Origin of the sequence: Salidesulfovibrio brasiliensis JCM 12178, assembly GCF_001311825.1 — a bacterium.
GTDB classification, from domain to species: domain Bacteria; phylum Desulfobacterota; class Desulfovibrionia; order Desulfovibrionales; family Desulfovibrionaceae; genus Pseudodesulfovibrio; species Pseudodesulfovibrio brasiliensis.
Genome location: NZ_BBCB01000009.1, coordinates 42131 through 61991, shown reverse-complemented (window position 1 = coordinate 61991; position 19861 = coordinate 42131). Strand labels below are relative to the sequence as shown.

The window sequence follows — 19861 nt, the reverse complement described above, 5'->3', positions numbered from 1 at the left end:
TCCGCGCCAAGGCCATGCGCCGCGCCGTGGGCAGACACGAGCAGGCAGAGACCGCGCCCGCGCCAACAGCCGAGGCTCAGGCCGCCTTCCCGTTTGACCTGCTGAGTGGTCCGCTGCCCGAGTTCAGGAGCTACCGCAACGAGTGCCTTGCCCGAATCGAACGGCCATACCTTGAGCGCCTCATGCGTCAAGCCGACGGCAATATCAAGGAAGCGTGCAGGCTCTCGGGAATCTCACGAACCCGACTCTACGGCATGCTCAAAGACCACGACATGAACCGCTAGCACGGTCCGCTTTTTCGCACTCCGCCCGACACCGTGTTCAGAAATCGGGACAATCCCGGTTTTTTTGTCCGAAATCCCGTTTTCTGAACACTTTTCCGCTTCGTTTTTTCTTCATATTCCCGCCACACGATGCCGAATATCGAAACATCACTTTGCAATAAATGACTTTTTCAAAACATGGCACGTTTCATGTTTGTAACAGAGCAACTCGGTGAGTGTTCACCGGGGGGAGAATGAGGGAAGCCCGGAGCCGTCCGGGAAATTGTTCGCAAGCTTTTCAATTTGAGAGAAGGACACCATGAAACGTATTATCGCACTGCTTCTCAGCCTTTGCGCCGTTTTTGCCCTGACTGCATGTAACGACGAAGGCGAAAAGAAGGCCGGAAACGAGCCGACCGTTATCAAGCTGGCCACCCAGCATCCCATCGAACACATGGCTCACAAGGCCGCCGAACGCGTCAAGGCGCGCATCGAAAAGGAAACCGAAGGCCGCGTTCAGGTCAAGATCTACCCGGCCAACCAGCTCGGTGACGCCTCCCAGATTTACGAAGAAGTCATCCGTGGCTCCATCGACGCCGCGCACATCACCGTGCCGGACCAGTTCGACTCCCGCCTCGGCGCCGGCTTCCTGCCCTACATCGCCCGCGACTACGATCAGATCCGCGAAGTGTTCGCCAGCGACGCCTTCCTGCCCCAGCAGATGTCCAAGATGCATGACGAACTCGGCGTGAAGTTCTTCTCCTACTTCGGTGAAGGCTTCATCGGCGTCGGCACTGTCGAGCCGCTGGAAAACGTGACCAAGCCCGGTACCGAAAAGGGCATGATGATCCGCGTTCCCGGCCTCGACGTCTTCAAGTTCGGCGCTGAGGAACTCGGTTTCCGCACCTCCTCCCTGCCGTATGCCGACACCTACTCCGCCCTGCAGACCGGCGTTGTCAAGGGCTGGCTCGGCGGTCCCCCGAACCTGAACTACCTCGGCTTCCGCGACGTCATCAAGTACTACTACCAGTACAACGTCAACTTCGAGTCCACCCAGTACGTCATGAACAAGGACAAGTTCATGGGCATCCCGGAAGCTGACCGCAAGGTCGTGGAAGACGCCTTTGTCGAAGAAGGCCAGCAGTCCTTCCTCATGGCCGAGAGCGAAGACCAGATGTACCGCAAGAAGCTTGAAGAAGCTGGCATCAAGGTCACCATGCTCACCACCCAGGAACTCGAAGAGTGCGCCGCCTACGTCCGCGACAAGGCTTGGAAGCGCCTCGAAAAGAACCTGACCCCCGAGCTGCTCGAAGGCATCCTGAACTCCTACTAGCAACTCTCCGGGACGCCATTTCCCGGTGGCGTCCCGGCCAGCCAGTTTGACGGCGGCGCGGCAGGATCGAAAATCCTCACTCCCCTGTCGCGCCGCCCACCTTAACAATCCGGTCCATCAGAACCTACGCAAGGAGTTTTCCATGCAACCCATTGAAAACACTCCACGGATACCCCTGTGGGGAGCGCTCAACATCTTTCAGAAAGGGGTCATGGCCGTTACCAGCGTGCTCATCGTCGGCATGATCTGCTACGCGGTCGTCGCACGGTACGTGTTCGGCTCGGACTTCTACGGCTCCGAAGAACTCATCCAGATGCTGGCCTTCTGGCTCTACTTCATGGGAGCCGCGCAGGGCAGCCGTGAGAAAAGCCAGATTTCCGCCGACATCCTGACCTGCTACGTGACCAGCCCCAAGTGGTGCCGCATCGCGCACCTCATCAAGGATTTCCTGACCACCGGCATCTGTCTTCTGGTCACGGTCTGGGCCCTGCAGTTTGTGGCCTGGGGCTTCCAGATGATGCCCAAATCCCCTGTTTTCCGGCTGCCCATGCTGATCCCGCACAGCGCCATCGGCCTCGGGTTCGTGCTCATGTCCTTCTACCACACCATCTATCTGGTACAGGACACCATCGCATTCATCCGTGACGCCCGCACGGGGCAGTACGCCAAGTAAGAGGACAGACTCATGAGTATTACCATAGCAATCGCAATCCTGATCCTCGTGGTCACGCTGTTCATCGGCATTCCCATTCCGTTCGCCTTCTTCAGCTCGGCCGCGTACCTTCTGTACACCGGCGGTTACGATCCGGGCTTCCTGCTGCCTTACGGATTTGCCAAGATGAACTCCATCGTGCTGCTGACCATTCCGCTGTTCATCATGGCGGGCGGCGTCATGGACAAGGGCGGCATCGGCGACAAGCTCGTGGACGTCGTCGACACCATCGCGGGCCGCATCCGCGGCGGACTGGGCGTTGTCACCGTCGTCACCTGCGCCATCTTCGGCGCGGTGTCCGGCTCATCCTCCGCCACCGTCTCCTGCATCGGCTCCATCATGATCCCCAAGCTCAAGCGCGCAGGCTACCCGGTGGGCCACGTGGCCGCCATCCTTGCAAACTCCGGCGTTCTGGGCATCCTGATTCCGCCGTCCATGCTGATGATCCTCTACGCATGGATGGCCAACCAGTCCGTGCTGGCCTGCTTCCTCGCAGCCTTTGTTCCCGGCCTCATCGTCACGGTTCTCATGAGCCTCGTGAACATTTACCTGCTCAGGAACAACAAGGAAATTGAAGTCGCGGAGAAAAAGGACTTCGTCACCACCACCAAGCTGTTCGTAAGCAAGAGCGCCAAGGCATCCCCGGCACTGATGATGCCCGTCATCATCCTCGGCGGCATCTACGGCGGCATCATGACCCCCACCGAAGCCGCAGCCGTGGCCGTGCTCTACGCCATCCCCGTGGCCATGTTCTTCTACAAGGGCCTCAAGATGAAGAACCTCGCGGCAACGCTCATCGAATCCGCCACCACCACCGGCGTCATCATGGCCATGATGTTCGCGGTCATGATCCTCTCCCGCCTCTACATCATGGAGAACCTGCCGGAACAGATCATGGGCGTGCTGACCACCATCTCCGACAACGAGATGGTCATCCTCCTGATGATAAACGTCTTCCTGATCTTCATGGGCATGCTCATGGACGACGTCTCCGGCATCCTGCTGGGAACGCCGATCCTGCTGCCGCTCGTGACCCAGATCGGTGTGGACCCGGTCCACTTCGCCGCCATCATGGGCGTGAACCTCGGCATGGGCAACGTGACTCCGCCCACCGCACCGCTGCTCTATCTCTCCGGACGCATCTCCGGCGCGCAGCTCACCTCCATGCTCCGGCCCACCCTGTTCCTGCTTATCTTCGCCTGGCTGCCGACGCTTCTCATCACCACCTATGTGCCTGAAGTGTCTCTCGGCCTGGTCAACATGCTCATGAAATAGAGGTTGAAAATGGAAAGCATCAGGGAACTCTACCGCATAGGCGTCGGCCCCTCGTCCTCCCACACCATGGGACCGAAGAAGGCCGCGGAATCATTCCTTGCAAAATACCCCGAAGCAAAAACCTTCAGGGTCACGCTCTACGGCTCGCTTGCCGCCACCGGCAAGGGCCACCTCACGGACTGGGCCGTTCTTCAGGTCCTCGGCAGCGAGCGCACCGAGGTCATCTGGAAGGCCGAGGTGGAGCTGCCGGATCACCCCAACGGACTGGAATTCGAGGCTCTTGACGACAAGGGCGGCGTTCTCGGCTCGTGGCAGGCCTACTCCGTGGGTGGCGGGGCCGTCCGCGGCGCCGGGGATGACGAGGAAGCACCAGAACAGGTGTACGATCTGCCCGACCTCACCTCAATCATGGAAATGTGCGAGGAAAAGGGCCTCACCTATTGGGAATATGTCGAACAGTGCGAAGGCAAGGACATCTGGAGTTTCCTGGAAACCGTCTGGGAAACGATGGAGGCCTCTGTTGAACGCGGCCTCGACACTCAGGGCGTGCTGCCCGGAAGCATCGGCCTGAAGCGGCAGGCATGGAGCTACTTCAAGAAAGCCAAGCTCTCCGGACAGGACATCCAGCAGACCGGACGCGTCACGGCATACGCGCTGGCCGTTGCCGAGGAGAACGCTGCAGGCGGCACCATCGTGACCGCACCCACCTGCGGCGCATCCGGCATCGTCCCGGCAGTGCTCTACTACCTGCGCGAGACGCAGCAGCCCACGCATACGGAAATCCTGCACGCGCTCGCAACTGCGGGCCTCATCGGCACCATCATCAAGCAGAACGGCTCCATCTCCGGGGCCGAGGTCGGCTGTCAGGGTGAGGTCGGCTCGGCCTGCGCCATGGCCGCCGCCGCCGCAACACAGATCATGGGCGGCTCTGTGCGCCAGATCGAGTACGCCGCAGAGATGGGCCTTGAGCACCACCTCGGGCTCACCTGCGACCCCGTGGACGGACTGGTGCAGATTCCCTGCATCGAGCGTAACGCCTGCGCCTCCTCCCGGGCGCTCAGCCGCGCGCAGATGGCGTACCTCTCGGACGGCAGACATCGCATCCCCTTTGACGAGGTCGTACAGGTCATGAAGCAGACGGGCCACGACCTGCCGAGCCTCTACCGCGAAACCTCCACCGGCGGCCTCGCCAAGGTCTACGGCGACCGCATGAAAAAGACCCTCCAAGGTTGCTGATCGGAAACGATCTCCACCTGTGAATGGGACCCCGGATCGGCCGGGGTCCCTCTTTTTTTGCCTGACTGCAACGGTCCTGACGGTTTTATAAAATCGGGCACATGGTGACGTACTACCGTCGCAGACAAACATCCATCAGGTGGTATTCGATGCGACAATTCACGACCATCCTCGGGTGGTGGCATGATGGGCGGCTACCACGGTGGCATGGGCTGGGGGCAACAACCGCTACCCCCTGCCCTACACTCGGAATCCACTCTCACGGGGCGGCCTGCGCCGTCCCGTGATTTCTGTGTTCACATGGTCACTGGGCCCTCATTCGACAGAAGGAGTGCCGGAAGAAACGGGCATCATGAATGTGAAGGTGCTTCCTTTTCCATATTCCGACTCCACGCGAATAACGCCGCCATAATGCTCCACGATTTCCTTGCAGATGGCCAGCCCGAGACCGGTGCCCTTGGGAAGGGACATGGACTGCGAACCGTGATCCACCTGAGAGAACCGGCCGAAAATCTTGGCCTGCTCCTCTTCCCTGATGCCTATGCCCGTGTCCGAGACGCTCACTTCGACCATGCCGTCTGCAACCGCACGGGCGCTGACGCGCACCAATCCGGCAGGAGTGAACTTGGCAGCATTGCTCAGAAGATTCATGAGTACCTGCCCGAACCTGTCAGGATCAGCCATGACCGGCGGCAGGTCTGAAGGTATGTCATACTCCAGAGACAGGTCGCTGTTCTCCGAGAAGGCTCCGGCAACGGCCTTGACAGCGTTCTCCACCACCTCCGGCAGATACAGCTCACAATCCCGCCACTCCATGTAGCCCGCCTCGATCTTGTTCAGGTCGAGCACGTCGTTGATGAGGCGGGTGAGCCGCTCCCCTTCCTTTTCGATGATTCCGAGGTTTTCCTGTACGCGCCGGGCCTTCTTGCAGATAGAGTCCTCGGTATCTTCCAGATTCGTGCAGATGCGACCCATGTCCCGATTCATGAGTTTTGCAAACCCGAGTATGGAGGTCAGCGGGGTTCGCAGCTCGTGGGAAACCTGCGAAAGCAGTGAAGATTTCAGTCTGTCGAGGTCGGTAAGGCGGGTATTGAGTTGTTTCAGCTCAAAGGCCTTTTCGGTCAACCGCATGGTGCGCTCTCTGACCTTCTTTTCCAGACGCTGGTTCAACTCCGCAAGCTCTGCCTCAGCTTCACGACGGGCCTGCATGTTCGCGCTCAGGTTGGCGGTCATGATATTGATGCTTTCCGCCAGATCACCCAGTTCATCATCTCCGGCATTCTCTATGCGGTGGTCGAGATCACCCGTGGCGATGGTTTTCACCGAACGCACAAGACGATGAACGGGCTTGCCAACGAAATGATTCAGCAGCAGGGTAAGTGCAAGGATTATCACCACACTCGCAAAAAGGATTCCGAAAACCATGAGCCCGAAAAGACGGGAGATTTCCTTTCTGGCCGGACCGAGGTCCATGACCACCTCAACGCTGCCGACCAGCCCGGCATTGATATGCGAGGCTACGACATCGCGCCTTACAACGATGATATGGCTGCCCGCACGCTGCTTCCCTTCCGGAACAGGCACAACATTGATCCCGTCGGCATCAAAAACCGAAACGTTCAGGACATCGCGGTTGTGAAGCAGGCTTTTGGCGTTGTAGACCAGCATTCCGTATGCCTGACGAGCCAACGGGTCCTGACAGAGGTCCGCAAACAACTCCACGCGCTGTACCGCATCATCACGGACCTTGCTCATGAGCCGATCCGTATAGATGTTGGTGACAATGATGCTCGGCACCACCATGAGCAGCACAAGCCCGACAACGATCACCGCATTGATCTTGAAGGAAAGCCGTGAAGTGATTGCTCGTTTCAAGGTCGCACCCTCTGCCTCAGGCCGATTGATTGACTACTGCACCGCAGGAATCTCAATGTCCCCGGCAATTATCAATTGCCTCAACTCTTCCAAACGCTCCAGGACAGCCTCGGGGATGAGTTCCCTTGTGTAATGCATGGGACTCAGCCCAACCCCGCCGTTGGCAAGATCGTAATGGTGGTCGCCGGAACGGAAACGCCCTTCGACGATTTCACCAATAAGCGACTCTACCGCAACGTCGAGATGCTTCATGACGCTGGTGAGAATGTGTCCTTCCGCGAGATAGTCCTGATCGGAGTCCACGCCAATGGCGTAGCGCCCCTGCTTCATGACAAAGTTGTACACACCTATGGCCGAAGCCCCGGCAACGGGAAAGAACACGTCCGCACCATGTTCGCGAACCATGCCTGCCGCTATTTCGGCAGCGGCGTTCGGACTGTTCCAAGGGCTTCCCTCGGGAGAAAACGTGTTGATGTATCGCGTTATCAGCGTCGCTTCCACCTCTGCGGCAAGAATACCCGCCTCGAATCCATTAATGAACTCCTCAACGGGTCGAACCGGCATTCCACCGATGGCACCGACCACTTTTTTTTGTCGACATGTTGGCGGCCAGATACCCGGCAAGATAGGCCGCTTCCCCGGTTCTGAAGGTGGCAGAGGCCATGTTGTGCCGGTACTCATCCAAACTGGTATCCATGAGGATGAAAATGACCTCGGGGTGTCGTGTGGCTACATCCACCATGGCAGACTCCATGGAATAGCTGGTACAAAATATGGCCCGGCAACCCTTATCCACAAGGGATTTAAGCCCTTGCACGGTTGCGTTGTGGTCGTAATCATCAGGACGCTGTTCGATCACGAAAGCCGCGCCATGCTTTCTGCAACCTCGAACCAGCCCCTTGTATTGCATATCCATGAATCCGCGGTCACCAAGCCCGCTGGAGTCCAGATACATGCCGATACGAAATTCAAAACCCGAAACCTTCTTGGACTCTGCAGGCTCCGATTCGTCGAGACTGGGCGAATCGGAGCACCCCGCCATCACGGCCGCAAGCCAGATGGTCAGAAAAGCGTACAAAATCCGCCCGCAGACCGCCCGTACAGCCTGCGCGCAACATACCATGCTGTTCATAATATCCCCCTCAACAGGTCCGCTGACCGCACATACATGCAACGGAACCCACGAAATGCCCCCGTATCACGGCAAATCAAAATGCGCCATTATTTCAGTGTAGACGAAGAATGCATCATCCTGCATCAGATCCTCTATTACCAGACAGGCCCAACCTCGAATCACTTTGCGATTGCTGTGCCCGGAACACGGGCAACATGATTTCTCCACCATCTCAAATACTCCGCAGAATACTATAACAGGCCATTGTCCATACTGCCCGTTCTGTGTCATCATGGGCCGAAAATGCCTTCCCGTCCTGTTGCGGGAACCGGAGGAACATCAATGCGACGTAGCCCATTTCTTCACATTTTCAGCAAGTTATCGCCCCGCGGAGCAACACAGTGACTCGAACCACGAACATGAAGCAGGAACACATCGGGCGCACGGTCTCCATTCGCGGCAGCGTGGTGGACGCCGCCTTTGACGATTATCTCCCGGAAATAGCCCACGTACTGCTGACCGGAGAGGGCCGAGATATCGTCCTTGAAGTGCTTGAGCACGTGAACGCCTCGACCGTGCGCTGCATCGCCATGACCGCCACACAAGGACTCGCATCCGGTGAGCCGGTCCTCGACACGGGCCGGACCATCGAGCGCCGGTGGGCAAGCGCGTACTGGGCCGCATGTTCAACGTCTTCGGCGACACCATCGACAACGCCGAGCCGCTTGACGACGGCGAACGCCGTTCCATCCACCGCGAACCGCCCCCGCTTGAGCAGCAGGCCACCAGCGCCGAGGTATTCCACACCGGCATCAAGGTCATCGACCTGCTCTCCCCGCTGGAGCGAGGCGGCAAGGCCGGACTCTTCGGCGGCGCGGGCGTGGGCAAGACCGTGCTCATCATGGAGCTCATCAACAACATGGTCGGCGGCTACGAAGGCGTCAGCCTGTTCTGCGGCATCGGCGAACGCTGCCGCGAGGGCGAGGAGCTCTACCGCGAAATGCGCGACTCAGGGGTGCTCAAGAACACGGTGATGCTCTTCGGCCAGATGAACGAACCGCCCGGCGCGAGGCTTCGCGTGGGCCACGCCGCCCTGACCATGGCCGAGCACTTTCGCGACGACCAGCGTCAGGACGTCCTGCTGCTCATGGACAACATCTTCCGCTTCATTCAGGCGGGCATGGAGGTCTCCGGGCTGATGGGCCGCCTGCCCTCGCGGCTCGGCTACCAGCCCACTCTCGCCACGGAACTGGCCGGGCTGGAGGAACGCATCTGCAACACCGCCACCGGGGCCATTACTTCTGTGCAAGCCGTGTACGTCCCGGCGGACGACTTTACGGACCCGGCCGCGGTCCACACCTTCGGCCACCTCTCTTCCAGCATCGTGCTCTCGCGCAAAAAGGCCAGTCAGGGGCTTTATCCCGCCATTGACCCGCTGCAATCAGGGTCCAGCATGCTGGTGCCCGGCGTCGTGGGTGAACGCCACTACCGGCTGGCGCAGGACATGCGCTCCACGCTGGCCGAATACGAAGAGCTCAAGGACATCATCGCCATGCTCGGAATGCAGGAACTCTCCCGCGAGGACCGGATGGTGGTCCGCCGTGCGCGCCAGCTGGAACGCTTCCTGACCCAGCCGTTCTTCGTGACCGAACAGTTCACCGGCCACTCGGGCCGCATGGTCTCCATGGAAAAGGCGCTGGACGGCGCCGAGCGCATCCTGAACGACGACTTCGCCGACAACCCGGAACAGGACTTCTACATGATCGGCGGCGTGGACGAGGTGAATAAACGCACTGACGATCAGGATGACGGGGACGCCGAAGGTGCGGAGGAAGCGGCATGAACCTGAAGATACTGCTGCCCTCAAAGGTCTTTCTGGACACCGAGGTCCGCAAGGTCGTGGCCGAAGGTCAGGACGGCTCATTTGGGCTGCTCCCTGCTCACGTGGACATGGTCGCGGCCCTGAACCCCGGCATCCTCAGCTTTGAAGACGCAACGGGCGAAGAGCGGTTCCTCGGAGTGGACAAAGGCATTCTGGTCAAACGCAAGGACGAGGTGCTGATCTCGGTTCGAAACGCGGTCTCCGCAGAAAAACTGGGGGACCTGCGCCGGGCGGTGGAAGAGGAATTTCTGGTGCAGGACGAACGCGAGAAAAAGGTGCGCTCGTCCATGGCACGGCTCGAAGCCGGATTCGCAAGACGCTTTCTGGAGTATCAGAAGAATGCCTGACCACAAGAAACCGCACGATGACCGGCTCCGCAAGAAGGTGGAGGCCGATGAAAATCGCAAGATGGAAGCCCGGAAAGAAGGCGACCGCGGCGTGTGGTTCGGCTTCGGCATGTTCGGCATCGTCGGCTGGGCCGTTGCTGTGCCCACGCTTCTGGGCGTTGGCTTCGGCCTCTGGCTCGATTCCGTGACGGACTCGGAGCGCTCATGGACGCTGGCCATGCTGCTGGCCGGGGTGGCCGTGGGCTGTTTCAACGCATGGTACTGGATAAAACGGGAGAGCGAGCATGAATGAGCTGATGGACAGCATGTCGCTCATGGTCCTTCTCACCGGGGCCATACTGGTGCTGACCATGCTCATGCGCCACGCCCTGTCGCGCACGCTCGTCCCGCCGCTTGTGGGGTATCTGCTGCTCGGCTTCGGCCTGCGACTGCTGCACGAATACACGGCGCTCCTTCCATACGGTCATGAAGCCCTGTTCGCCTTTCTCGGCAACGTCGGGCTGGTCACGCTTCTTTTCCGCGTGGGGCTGGAGTCCAACCTCTCGGGCCTGATGGAACAGTTTGCCCCGGCAGCTCATCTCGCTGGTGAACATATTCGGCAGTGCGGCCGCTGGCTTTCTGGTTTCGCGCTACCTTCTGGATTTCAGCGCCATCACCTCGCTCATCATCGCCGTGGCCTTCACCGCCACAAGCGTGGGCGTGTCCGTACAGGTATGGAAGCAGTCCGAAGCCCTCGTTACCCCGCAAGGTAACATGCTGCTTGACCTCGCGGAAATCGACGACATCTGCGCCGTGGTGCTCATGGCCCTGCTGTTCACCATCCTGCCCGCCATGCATCAGGGAGCCGAACAGGGACACATCCTGCTCAACGTCGGCACAACAGCCGGATGGTTCACCCTGAAATTCGGCGCGTTCCTTCTGTTCTGTCTTTTCTTCGGCAAGTACCTCGAACAGCCCATCTCCAGATTTCTTCGCCGCTTCGAGCAGGACGAAGGCTATATGCTCTCCATCACGGGCTTCGGGTTCGTCATCGCCGCCTTTGCCGGGATGCTCGGCTTTTCGCTGGCAATCGGCGCGTTCTTCGCTGGCCTTCTTTTCAGCCGTGACCCCGAAGCCGTCAGGGATGAAGCGCCTTTTGTGCCGATTTATGACTTCTTCAGCCCGTTTTTCTTCATAGTCATAGGCCTCGGGATAGACCCCGCCGTGCTGCTGACCTCGCTTGAACTCGGGCTTGTGCTGCTGGTCTTTGCGATATTGGCCAAGCTGCTCACAGCCGGGCTTCCGGCATGGGCGCTTCGCGACTCCGGCACCGGGCTGCTCGTGGGCGCGAGTATGGTGCCCCGGGCCGAAATCACCATGGTCATCATGGAACAGGGAACCCACCTCGGAGACTGGGCCGTGACCGAAGAAGTCTTCAGCGCAATGGTCATCGCCTGCGCCGCAACCTGCCTGCTTGGGCCAATAGCCATCCATACCCTGCTGAACGGCAGGTTCAACCCACGGGAGACCTCATGAATCAACCCATGCTCATAGCCCTTGCTCTCTGCCTCGTCGCTGGATGCGGTCTGGGCCTCTTTTTCTACGGCGGCCTGTGGTGGACACTGGAAAAATTACGCAAGAATCCGGCAAAGGCCCACCTGCTGGTTTTTGCAAGCTTCATCATCCGCACCTCGGCAAGCATGGCGGGTATCTGGTTCGTCACCGGCGGGCAGTGGCAGAAGGTGCTGGCCGTCATGGTCGGCTTCCTGCTCGTCCGTTTCGTGCTGACCAGAAAGCTCGGCCCCAACGCAATCTCACTGCCGCAGCCGGAAGGAGGCGGGCATGGCTCTTGACATCATGCAGCTCGAGGACATCACGCCGGACGAAGTGGTGCTCTGGAGTTTCGGCCCGGTGGAACTGAACGCCACCATCGTCTTCACGTGGCTGGTGATGGCCCTACTGGTGCTCATCGGCTGGCTGGCCGGACGGTCCGTGAGCGAGGGCGAAAGCATATCGCGGCTCCAAAACCTGCTGGAGGTCATCATCGGCTACACGCGCGACCAGATCCGGGACATCTCGCAGGACGACCCGGACACCTATCTGCCCTTCATCGGGACGATCTTCCTTTTCATCGCCCTGAGCAATCTGCTGGCCGTGGTCCCGGGGTTTGTTCCGCCTACGGCGTCGCTCTCAACCACCGCCGCGCTGGCCCTGCTGGTCATGGTCTCGGTGGTGGGCTTCGGCATCGCCAAAAGAGGCGTTGGCGGCTACCTGAAGAACTACATCCAGCCCACGTTCTTCATGCTGCCCTTCAACATCATCGGCGAGTTCTCGCGGACGCTTGCTCTGGCGGTCCGCCTGTTCGGCAATATCATGAGCGGCGCCAAGATCGGCGCGATACTGCTGGCCGTGGCCCCGCTCATCTTTCCTGTCCTCATGCACCTGCTCGGCCTGCTCACCGGCATGTTGCAGGCATACATCTTCGCCATACTGGCCATGGTCTACATCGGCTCGGCCACAAGGCGGCAACAGGACCAACCCGGAAATAACCAAGAAGGAGTCGACAATGGATAACGTGAGCCTCATCGGCATGGCGTCCATCATCAGCGCAGGGCTGACCATCGGCATCGGCGCCATCGGCCCGGCCCTCGGCGAAGGCCGCGCGCTGGCGCAGGCACTCAGCGCCATGGCCCAGCAACCGGACGCCGCCAACACCATCACCCGCACCCTGTTCGTGGGTCTGGCCATGATCGAGTCCACGGCCATTTACTGCTTTGTGGTCTCCATGATCCTCATTTTCGCCAACCCCTTCTGGGGTTACGTCACCGGAGGCTAGCCCGTGCTCATTGACTGGTTCACGGTTGGGGCGCAAATCCTCAACTTCCTCATCCTGCTCTTCCTGCTGAAGATTTTTCTCTACGACAAGATCGTGGCGGCCATGAAACGCCGAGAGGAAAACATCGCCGAACGTCTTCGCACCGCACAGGAGGAACGCGACGAGGCCAAAAGGGAAAAGAATCGTCTGCAAAAACGCCGCGAGCAAGCCGAAGAAGAACGGCAGGCAATTCTTCAGGAAGCACGCGACGAGGCCGCAAAACAGCGTGACGCGCTTGTGGCGGAAGCCCGAAACGAAGCCGAGACATTGCGGAAGAAACACCGCGAGGCAATCGAGCGTGAACAGGAGTCCTTCCTGCGCGAGCTTCGGCTGCTGACAGGCCGCAAGGTCTCCGAGACCTGTCGCAAGGTGCTGCGCGATCTGGCTGACGAATCGCTGGAGAGTCGTCTTGCAGATGTCTTCGCCCAAAAGCTCGAAGCATTAAGCCGTGAAGACGCGGACCGGCTCGCCTCAACCGCAAGCAAGGGCGTAGAAGTCAGAAGCGCATTCGAGCCGGATGAATCGCGCAGGGAGCGCATTCGAAACGCTCTTGAAAAGCTACTGCCCGAAGGAACGGACATTTCCTTCAACACGGACCCGGACATGGTCCTCGGCATGGAGGCCCGTGCCGGAGGCGTCAGGGTAGCGTGGAGCGCGGATGACTATCTGGACCACGTCCGCGATGCCGTGCGCGAACTTCTGGAGCAGTCCACTGCCGGAGATTCAACGCAGCCCGAAGACGGGGAGGAACAGTGAGCGACAGCCAAGACACCGGATTGAAGACCGTTCTGGATCAGGTTGACCGCGCCATGGACCGGACCCTGACCGGGCATGAACCCGAGCTTGAGGCCCGCAGCCTCGGCACGGTCTCGTTCATCGGTCCCGGCGTGGCCCGCGTGCGCGGCATGGAAGGCGTGCGAAACGAGGAACTGCTTGAATTTCCGGGCAACCGGCTCGGCATGGCCTTCAACATCGACCCGCGCGAAATCGGCGTCATCATGCTGGACGACTCGGAAGGCGTTTCCGCAGGGAACGACGTTCGCCGCACAGGAAGGATTCTGGACACGCCCGTGGGCGACGAGCTGCTCGGCAGGGTCATCGACCCCATGGGCCGTCCGCTGGACGGACGGGGCGCGCTCGGCACGAGCGAAAAGCGGCCAGTGGAACGCCCTGCTCCGGCCATCATGGACCGCGCACCGGTGACGGTTCCGCTCATGACCGGCCTCAAGGTCATCGACGCGCTCATTCCCGTGGGACGCGGCCAGCGCGAGCTGATCCTCGGCGACCGCCAGACCGGCAAGACCGCCATTGCGCTCGACACCATCGTCAACCAGCACGACAAGGACGTGATCTGCATCTACTGTGCGGTGGGCAAGCGCGGCTCGGCCGTGGCCAAGGCGGTGTCGGCCCTGCGTGAACGTGGCGCGCTCGACTATTCCCTCGTCATCTCCACCACCGAGGAAGACCCGCCCGGCCTGCAGTACACAGCCCCGTATGCCGCAGCCACCATCGGCGAGCATTTCATGCAGCAGGGCCGGGACGTGCTGGTGGTCTACGACGACCTGACACGCCACGCCCGCGCCTACCGCGAGCTCTCGCTGTTGCAGCGCAGGCCGCCCGGACGCGAGGCCTTTCCCGGCGACATCTTCTACGTCCATTCCCGGCTGCTGGAACGCGCCACGCACCTGCGCAAGGAGCACGGCGGCGGGTCGCTCACCGCCCTGCCCATCGTGGAAACCGAGGCCCAGAACCTTTCGGCCTACATCCCCACGAACCTCATCTCCATCACGGACGGCCAGATATACCTGTCCCCGCAACTCTTCCAGCGCGGCATCCTGCCCGCCGTGGACGTGGGCACTTCGGTATCGAGAGTCGGCGGCAAGACGCAGCTCAAGGCGTACCGCATCGTGGCCGGAGACCTGCGCCTTTCATACTCACAGTTTGAGGAACTGGAATCCTTTTCCCGGTTCGGCACCCAGCTGGATGACGAGACGAAAAATCGTCTGGAGCGAGGGCGCAGGGTCCGGGAGGTGCTCAAGCAGCCGCAGTTCTCGCCCCGCACCGCCGCCGAACAGGTAGCAGTACTCGTAGCCGTGAACCGTGGCTATCTTGATAGCGTGGCGATTGATGACATAACCGAAGCACAGCGTCTGGTCCGTGAGGCGGTAACATCGGAACTGCCTGAAATCTGCGACAGGATTCTGCAAAACGAAACCCTGGAAGACGATGATCTGAACACGTTGGGCGAGACCATCACCAGAGCGCTCGCCCCGCTCGTGCCCGAAGAGGACAAGGACTAGGAACGCCCATGGAAACGCTTCAGGAACTCCAGCGCAGTATCGGCAACATTCAGGAACTGCACTCCGTGGTCAGGACCATGAAGGCGCTGGCAGCCGTGAACATCAACCAGTATCAGGAGGCGGTTCAGTCGCTTCGGACCTATCGGGAAACAGTCCTGACCGGACTGGCCTTCCTGCTTCGAACGCACCCCGGCCTTGGCCGCGCCAGCGCCAGACCTTCACACGGCAAATACGGAGCCGTGGTTTTCGGCAGCGATCAGGGCATGTGTGGCAGGCTGAATGAAGATGTGGCGGAAAGAGCGTTGAAACGGCTTGCCAGCGAAAATGAACCGCGCGTGCTGGCCGTGGGGCAACGGGTGGAAAACAGGCTTCGCAGCGACGGAGCCGGGCAGGTCGAATACCTGTCCGTTCCCGGCTCTGTGGAGCACGTCACCACACGGGTCCAGGACATCCTGATTGCGCTTGACGACTGGCAGCGTCAGGGAGTCACGACCATGGACCTCTTCTACACTCGCTACGAGACGGGAACCACCGGCACGGTCTCCCGCAAGCGGCTTCTGCCAGTGGACAACGCCCTGCTCGCGGATACGGCCAAATCCATACCCGCCGGACGAACGCTGCCACTCAACCCAGTAAACGTGGACACCCTCTTCTCCTCGCTTGTGCGTGAGCACCTCTTTGTCTCGCTCTTCCGTGCCTTTTGCGAATCCCTTGCCAGCGAAAACGCAGCACGACTTGCATCCATGCAGGGTGCGGAAAAGAACATCAACGACCGCCTCGATGAGCTCAAGGGCCACTACCACCAACGGCGACAAATGAGCATCACCGAGGAACTCCTCGACATCGTCACCGGATTTGAAGCGCTGGCAAGTGACGAGGAAGAAGAAAGCGCCCACCCTTCCGCCTGACCCAACCGTTTCGCAAAGTCTATTTATAATAGATCACAACACTGTCGAAAAAACTGATAGCCATATTCCATGGCTTTCATTCGATAATAATACGACAATATGTTACGCATGATATGGTTCTCCCATGAATGCGGATTACAATACAGCTTTCCGGTGCCACCAACACTCGACGGTTTCAGAGGGGCGGACATCCAGCCGCCCATGACCAATGCGAATTGGACAGAATCGGACACCCAATACGGAGACACGATGTTTCGCAGATTAAGCGTTAAGTGGAAGACGCTGAGCATAGCCATTGCGGGCCCCATCATCATCGCCGCCATCATGGCCTGGCAACAGATAGACCAGATTCGCACGGGCGCTGACGAAGCCCTGCTCGAAAAGAGCCGGGCCATCGTGCTCATGGCCGAGGCCGCACGAAACGAGATGGCCGCAAAGCTCTCAAACGGCATTATCAAGCCACTTGACCAACTTCCCAACGACAAGGTGCTTCAGGCAGTCCCGGTCATCACCGCCATCCGCATGGCCAAGGTCAACGCGGAAAAGGCCGGATACGAATTCCGGGTTCCCAAGGAAAATCCCAGAAATCCTGAAAACGCACCCACACCGCTTGAAAAAGAGGTTCTGGACAAGCTCAAGGCAGAGAATCTTGATGAGTGGGTTGTCCATGAGCCTGACCGAATCCGGTATTTCAGGTCCATCCGCCTCAGCAGCGAATGCTCCTATTGTCACGGCTACCCGGCTGGCGAAAAGGACGTGACAGGAGGCATCAAGGAAGGCTGGGAAGGTGGAAACATCCACGGGGCTTTCGAGATCATCACGTCACTTGACGAGGCAAACGCCCAAGTGAAGGGAGCGAGCATTTCCGTCAGCGCATGGACGCTGCTCACACTGGCCCTGATCGCCGCCGCCGTGTGGCTTCTCATGCAGCACTCGATCCTGCGTCCGCTGTTCGGCATACGTGGCCTTTCCGAATCCATGTCCAACGGCGACTTCACCCGGAATCTGAACAATCCCTCAGGCGATGAAATGGGGATCGTCAGCAGATCCCTGAACAGAATGACAGACACGCTCTCCGGCGTCATCGGCCGAGTCCGCAATACAACGCTCGCCGTAGCGGACATGAGCAGAGAGCTTTCGGAATCCTCATCCTCGCTTGCAACTGGTGCTGCCCAGCAGGCCGCCAACGTTGAACAGGTCGCGGCGAGCGTTGCCGAGATTACCGGAAGCATAAGCCAGACCGCCGACAACTCCCAGCATACCGAACGCATTGCCGTGAAGGCCGCCGATGACGCAGAAGAGTGCGGCACCGCGCTCGAAGAAGCGGTGGTGGCACTCAAGGAGATAGCCGAACGGATCATGGTCATTGAAGAGATTGCGCGGCAGACCAACCTGCTGGCACTCAACGCCGCCATTGAAGCGGCCCGCGCCGGACATCACGGCAAAGGCTTTGCGGTGGTGGCGAGCGAAGTGCGCAAGCTCGCAGAACGGAGCGGCAAGGCCGCGGGCGAGATCGGTGAACTCTCCAACTCCAGCATCAACGTGGCCAACCGCGCGGGCAAGCTGCTCGCCGACCTCGTACCGGAGATTCAGCGAACGGCAGAACTGGTACAGGAGATTTCCTCGGCCTGCTCCGAACAGAACACTGGGGCAGAACAGATCAACGCCGCGATACAGGACCTCGACGGCGTCATTCAACACAATGCCTCTGCAGCGGAGCAGATCGCATCCACAGCAGAAAACCTCACGAATCGGTCCGACGACCTCAAGCGCACCACGGCCTTCTTCAAGGTGAGCGAGGAAAGCGGTCGTGAGGATTACGAAGAATCGTTTGATCCCCTGCTCCGGGAACTCCCGGAGTAACCCCCTCAAGAAGAGTGCATCCCACACACTCTTCCCTGTAACACGGTCCTGCCGGTGTCGTCCCCACCGGCAGGACGCAAAAACGGGGCGCACCTTCAGGGTGCGCCCCGAATCCTTTCCGCTCTCCACTCATGGACAGGTCACATCATTGTTTCAGGCTCCACCAATACTTACGAACTTGTTCACTCATTTGTTTAATATTTACAATATTGAAAAACAAAGCTTTAGACGAAACATTCTAACTTGTTGAAATTAAAAGATTTAACAACAAGCACACTTGGCACCCATACTGCTTATCCTGCGTATGTCCGCACGCGTGCCCAAAATGAAACTCTCCGCGCTTCTGGCAATCTGTCAGGTCATCGACCGTGCGCTTGATCTTGAGCGGACGCTCGCCGACATTTTGCGCATACTCTCCGAGAACCTCGCCATGCAGCGGGCCACTGTCACCCTCTTCGACAGAAACAGCGGCCTGCTGAACATCAGCGCATCCTATGGCCTCAAACCAGAGGAAAAGGAGCGCGGCGTCTACCGTCTGGACGAAGGCGTGACCGGACGCATTTTCCAGACCGCCGAGCCGTACTATGTCCCGGACGTGAGCCGGGAACCGCTCTTTCTGGACAAAACGGGCGCGCGGGCCGTGCAGAAAAACACCCTCTCCTTTCTCGGCGTGCCGATCCTGCTCGGCGGGTCGCCCATCGGCGTGCTCAATGTGGACAGACTCTTCCACGACCACGTGAAGGTGAACGAAGACATGGAGTTTCTCTCCGTGGTCGCCACGCTCATCGCCCAGTTCATCAGCCTGAACGAAAAGGTCCGCAAGCGCGAGGAAGTGCTACGCGCTGAAAACGTGCAGCTAAAAAGCCAGCTCTCGCGAGAAAACAAGGGGCCGTACATCGTGGGCCGCTCACACGCCATGCAGGAAGTACAGCGGCAGCTTGAGCGGGTCGCGCCCACCAAGGCCACGGTGCTGCTGCTGGGCGAATCCGGGGTTGGCAAGACACTCATCGCCCGCATTATCCACGAGCTATCGGACCGCAGGGCCTACCCGTTCATCAAGGTCAACTGCGCATCCATTCCCGAAAACCTGCTGGAAAGCGAACTCTTCGGCTATGAAAAAGGTGCGTTCACGGGCGCGACGCGATCACGCCCCGGACGATTCGAGGAAGCCTGCGGTGGTACGATCTTTCTCGACGAAATCGGCGAGCTGGCCATGCCGCTGCAGGCCAAGCTGCTTCGCGTGCTGCAGGAAAAGGAATTTGAACGACTCGGCTCGGGCAAGACACGAACCGTTGACGTGCGCATCGTCACGGCCACCAACCGTGATCTGGAAAAGCTCTCCGGCGAGGGGCGCTTCCGGCCCGACCTGTTCTACCGCCTGAGCGTCTTCCCCATCACCGTCCCGCCGCTCCGGGAACGCAAGGAAGACGTGCCGGGCCTCCTGAGCCACTTCATCAACAAGGCCGCCGAGGACTATGGCCGCGCGCTCTCCCTCACGCCCGAAGCCCTCGACACGCTGGCCGGATACGACTGGCCCGGCAACGTGCGTGAAATGGAAAACCTCATCGAGCGCCTTGTCATCATGGCGGATGAAAAGCGCATCGGGCTGGATTTCATACTGAACCACCTCTCCTCGTCTGCGCCGACAGCGTTGCCCGAAGCGGACTCTCCCGCCCCGGCGTCCGCTGTGGTGGTCGAACGCTCCTCCGCATCGCTGGCAGACATGGAAAAGGCAGAGGTGGTGGCGGCCCTCAAGCGCGCTGGCTGGATACAGTACCGGGCCGCCGAGGACCTCGGCATCACCCCCCGCCAGATGGGCTACCGCGTCCACAAATACGGCCTTGAGCCCATGATCGCCGAAGGCCGCGCCGAGCTGCGCCGTCAGCGTTGATCCCACCA

General features: G+C 59.8%; 21 protein-coding genes and 1 pseudogene. 18 read left to right on the top strand and 4 right to left on the bottom strand.

Annotated elements, in window-relative coordinates:
• From JCM12178_RS04895 to JCM12178_RS04875, 5 genes are all read left to right on the top strand, one after another.
• The coding region (locus JCM12178_RS04895; protein WP_284690202.1) for a helix-turn-helix domain-containing protein at positions 1-284 on the top strand (284 nt) is incomplete at its 5' end.
• Between the two features lie 298 nt (positions 285-582).
• Complete coding sequence (gene dctP, locus JCM12178_RS04890) at positions 583-1596, top strand: TRAP transporter substrate-binding protein DctP (RefSeq protein WP_054649268.1); 1014 nt, start codon at positions 583-585, stop codon at positions 1594-1596.
• 142 nt (positions 1597-1738) lie between these two features.
• Positions 1739-2269, top strand: coding sequence for a TRAP transporter small permease (locus tag JCM12178_RS04885; protein ID WP_054649266.1), 531 nt, complete (start codon positions 1739-1741; stop codon positions 2267-2269).
• 12 nt (positions 2270-2281) lie between these two features.
• The gene (locus tag JCM12178_RS04880) at positions 2282-3583 is read left to right on the top strand and encodes a TRAP transporter large permease (protein ID WP_054649264.1); all 1302 of its coding nucleotides are present in this window, start codon (positions 2282-2284) and stop codon (positions 3581-3583) included.
• 9 nt (positions 3584-3592) lie between these two features.
• Entirely contained in the window at positions 3593-4819 is a 1227-nt protein-coding gene (locus JCM12178_RS04875; protein WP_054649262.1) for an L-serine ammonia-lyase, read from the top strand.
• Positions 4820-5134: 315 nt separating this feature from the next.
• On the opposite strand, the gene JCM12178_RS04870 is transcribed toward JCM12178_RS04875, so the two are convergent.
• From JCM12178_RS04870 to JCM12178_RS19350, 4 genes are all read right to left on the bottom strand, one after another.
• Entirely contained in the window at positions 5135-6694 is a 1560-nt protein-coding gene (locus JCM12178_RS04870; RefSeq protein ID WP_054649260.1) for an ATP-binding protein, read from the bottom strand.
• Positions 6695-6727: 33 nt separating this feature from the next.
• Entirely contained in the window at positions 6728-7258 is a 531-nt protein-coding gene (locus tag JCM12178_RS20225) for a BMP family lipoprotein (protein WP_054649258.1), read from the bottom strand.
• The gene (locus JCM12178_RS20220; RefSeq protein ID WP_054649256.1) at positions 7239-7826 is read right to left on the bottom strand and encodes a BMP family lipoprotein; all 588 of its coding nucleotides are present in this window, start codon (positions 7824-7826) and stop codon (positions 7239-7241) included. Before JCM12178_RS20220 ends, JCM12178_RS20225 begins: the two co-directional genes overlap by 20 nt.
• A 344-nt stretch (positions 7827-8170) precedes the next feature.
• Entirely contained in the window at positions 8171-8368 is a 198-nt protein-coding gene (locus JCM12178_RS19350; RefSeq protein WP_245628621.1) for a hypothetical protein, read from the bottom strand.
• Here JCM12178_RS19350 and atpD point away from each other — a divergent pair.
• The 13 genes and pseudogenes from atpD (at position 8273) to JCM12178_RS04795 (ending at position 19853) form a co-directional block, all read left to right on the top strand.
• A pseudogene (atpD, locus tag JCM12178_RS04855) lies at positions 8273-9651 on the top strand (F0F1 ATP synthase subunit beta). The gene JCM12178_RS19350 and the pseudogene atpD sit on opposite strands and share 96 nt — an antisense overlap.
• Positions 9648-10037 (top strand): F0F1 ATP synthase subunit epsilon, encoded by a 390-nt coding sequence (locus JCM12178_RS04850; RefSeq protein WP_054649254.1) that lies wholly within the window; start codon positions 9648-9650, stop codon positions 10035-10037. Before atpD ends, JCM12178_RS04850 begins: the two are co-directional and overlap by 4 nt.
• Positions 10030-10329, top strand: a complete 300-nt coding sequence (locus JCM12178_RS04845) for an AtpZ/AtpI family protein (protein WP_054649252.1) — start codon at positions 10030-10032, stop codon at positions 10327-10329. The genes JCM12178_RS04850 and JCM12178_RS04845 overlap by 8 nt, the downstream gene beginning before the upstream one ends.
• Positions 10322-10789: a hypothetical protein gene (locus JCM12178_RS19345; RefSeq protein ID WP_054649250.1), complete on the top strand. Its 468-nt coding sequence runs from the start codon at positions 10322-10324 to the stop codon at positions 10787-10789. Before JCM12178_RS04845 ends, JCM12178_RS19345 begins: the two co-directional genes overlap by 8 nt.
• Complete coding sequence (locus JCM12178_RS04835) at positions 10674-11552, top strand: cation:proton antiporter (protein WP_245628620.1); 879 nt, start codon at positions 10674-10676, stop codon at positions 11550-11552. The genes JCM12178_RS19345 and JCM12178_RS04835 overlap by 116 nt, the downstream gene beginning before the upstream one ends.
• Positions 11549-11869, top strand: coding sequence for an ATP synthase subunit I (locus JCM12178_RS04830; protein ID WP_054649246.1), 321 nt, complete (start codon positions 11549-11551; stop codon positions 11867-11869). Before JCM12178_RS04835 ends, JCM12178_RS04830 begins: the two co-directional genes overlap by 4 nt.
• Positions 11859-12590 (top strand): F0F1 ATP synthase subunit A, encoded by a 732-nt coding sequence (locus JCM12178_RS04825; protein WP_245628619.1) that lies wholly within the window; start codon positions 11859-11861, stop codon positions 12588-12590. The genes JCM12178_RS04830 and JCM12178_RS04825 overlap by 11 nt, the downstream gene beginning before the upstream one ends.
• Positions 12583-12852, top strand: coding sequence for a F0F1 ATP synthase subunit C (locus JCM12178_RS04820; protein ID WP_054649244.1), 270 nt, complete (start codon positions 12583-12585; stop codon positions 12850-12852). The genes JCM12178_RS04825 and JCM12178_RS04820 overlap by 8 nt, the downstream gene beginning before the upstream one ends.
• Before the next feature lie 3 nt (positions 12853-12855).
• Positions 12856-13647, top strand: coding sequence for a F0F1 ATP synthase subunit delta (locus JCM12178_RS04815; RefSeq protein WP_054649242.1), 792 nt, complete (start codon positions 12856-12858; stop codon positions 13645-13647).
• Positions 13644-15191, top strand: coding sequence for an alternate F1F0 ATPase, F1 subunit alpha (locus JCM12178_RS04810; RefSeq protein WP_284690201.1), 1548 nt, complete (start codon positions 13644-13646; stop codon positions 15189-15191). Before JCM12178_RS04815 ends, JCM12178_RS04810 begins: the two co-directional genes overlap by 4 nt.
• Positions 15192-15199: 8 nt before the next feature.
• Positions 15200-16099 (top strand): F0F1 ATP synthase subunit gamma, encoded by a 900-nt coding sequence (locus JCM12178_RS04805; RefSeq protein ID WP_054649240.1) that lies wholly within the window; start codon positions 15200-15202, stop codon positions 16097-16099.
• Positions 16100-16348: 249 nt separating this feature from the next.
• Positions 16349-17962 carry a methyl-accepting chemotaxis protein gene (locus tag JCM12178_RS04800; RefSeq protein ID WP_054649238.1) on the top strand — a complete coding sequence of 538 codons (1614 nt, stop codon included), beginning with the start codon at positions 16349-16351 and terminating at the stop codon, positions 17960-17962.
• A gap of 304 nt (positions 17963-18266) precedes the next feature.
• The gene (locus JCM12178_RS04795; protein ID WP_054649236.1) at positions 18267-19853 is read left to right on the top strand and encodes a sigma 54-interacting transcriptional regulator; all 1587 of its coding nucleotides are present in this window, start codon (positions 18267-18269) and stop codon (positions 19851-19853) included.
• Positions 19854-19861 lie beyond the last annotated feature (8 nt).

What these genes read in the sequence shown, in the direction of transcription:
- dctP (WP_054649268.1), top strand. Translation starts at nt 583, where the DNA reads ATGAAACGTATTATCGCACTGCTTCTCAGCCTTTGCGCCGTTTTTGCC.
- JCM12178_RS04885 (WP_054649266.1), top strand. Translation starts at nt 1,739, where the DNA reads ATGCAACCCATTGAAAACACTCCACGGATACCCCTGTGGGGAGCGCTC.
- JCM12178_RS04880 (WP_054649264.1), top strand. Translation starts at nt 2,282, where the DNA reads ATGAGTATTACCATAGCAATCGCAATCCTGATCCTCGTGGTCACGCTG.
- JCM12178_RS04875 (WP_054649262.1), top strand. Translation starts at nt 3,593, where the DNA reads ATGGAAAGCATCAGGGAACTCTACCGCATAGGCGTCGGCCCCTCGTCC.
- JCM12178_RS20225 (WP_054649258.1), bottom strand. Translation starts at nt 7,258, where the DNA reads ATGCCGGTTCGACCCGTTGAGGAGTTCATTAATGGATTCGAGGCGGGT.
- JCM12178_RS20220 (WP_054649256.1), bottom strand. Translation starts at nt 7,826, where the DNA reads ATGAACAGCATGGTATGTTGCGCGCAGGCTGTACGGGCGGTCTGCGGG.
- JCM12178_RS04850 (WP_054649254.1), top strand. Translation starts at nt 9,648, where the DNA reads ATGAACCTGAAGATACTGCTGCCCTCAAAGGTCTTTCTGGACACCGAG.
- JCM12178_RS04845 (WP_054649252.1), top strand. Translation starts at nt 10,030, where the DNA reads ATGCCTGACCACAAGAAACCGCACGATGACCGGCTCCGCAAGAAGGTG.
- JCM12178_RS19345 (WP_054649250.1), top strand. Translation starts at nt 10,322, where the DNA reads ATGAATGAGCTGATGGACAGCATGTCGCTCATGGTCCTTCTCACCGGG.
- JCM12178_RS04830 (WP_054649246.1), top strand. Translation starts at nt 11,549, where the DNA reads ATGAATCAACCCATGCTCATAGCCCTTGCTCTCTGCCTCGTCGCTGGA.
- JCM12178_RS04825 (WP_245628619.1), top strand. Translation starts at nt 11,859, where the DNA reads ATGGCTCTTGACATCATGCAGCTCGAGGACATCACGCCGGACGAAGTG.
- JCM12178_RS04820 (WP_054649244.1), top strand. Translation starts at nt 12,583, where the DNA reads ATGGATAACGTGAGCCTCATCGGCATGGCGTCCATCATCAGCGCAGGG.
- JCM12178_RS04805 (WP_054649240.1), top strand. Translation starts at nt 15,200, where the DNA reads ATGGAAACGCTTCAGGAACTCCAGCGCAGTATCGGCAACATTCAGGAA.
- JCM12178_RS04800 (WP_054649238.1), top strand. Translation starts at nt 16,349, where the DNA reads ATGTTTCGCAGATTAAGCGTTAAGTGGAAGACGCTGAGCATAGCCATT.
- JCM12178_RS04795 (WP_054649236.1), top strand. Translation starts at nt 18,267, where the DNA reads ATGTCCGCACGCGTGCCCAAAATGAAACTCTCCGCGCTTCTGGCAATC.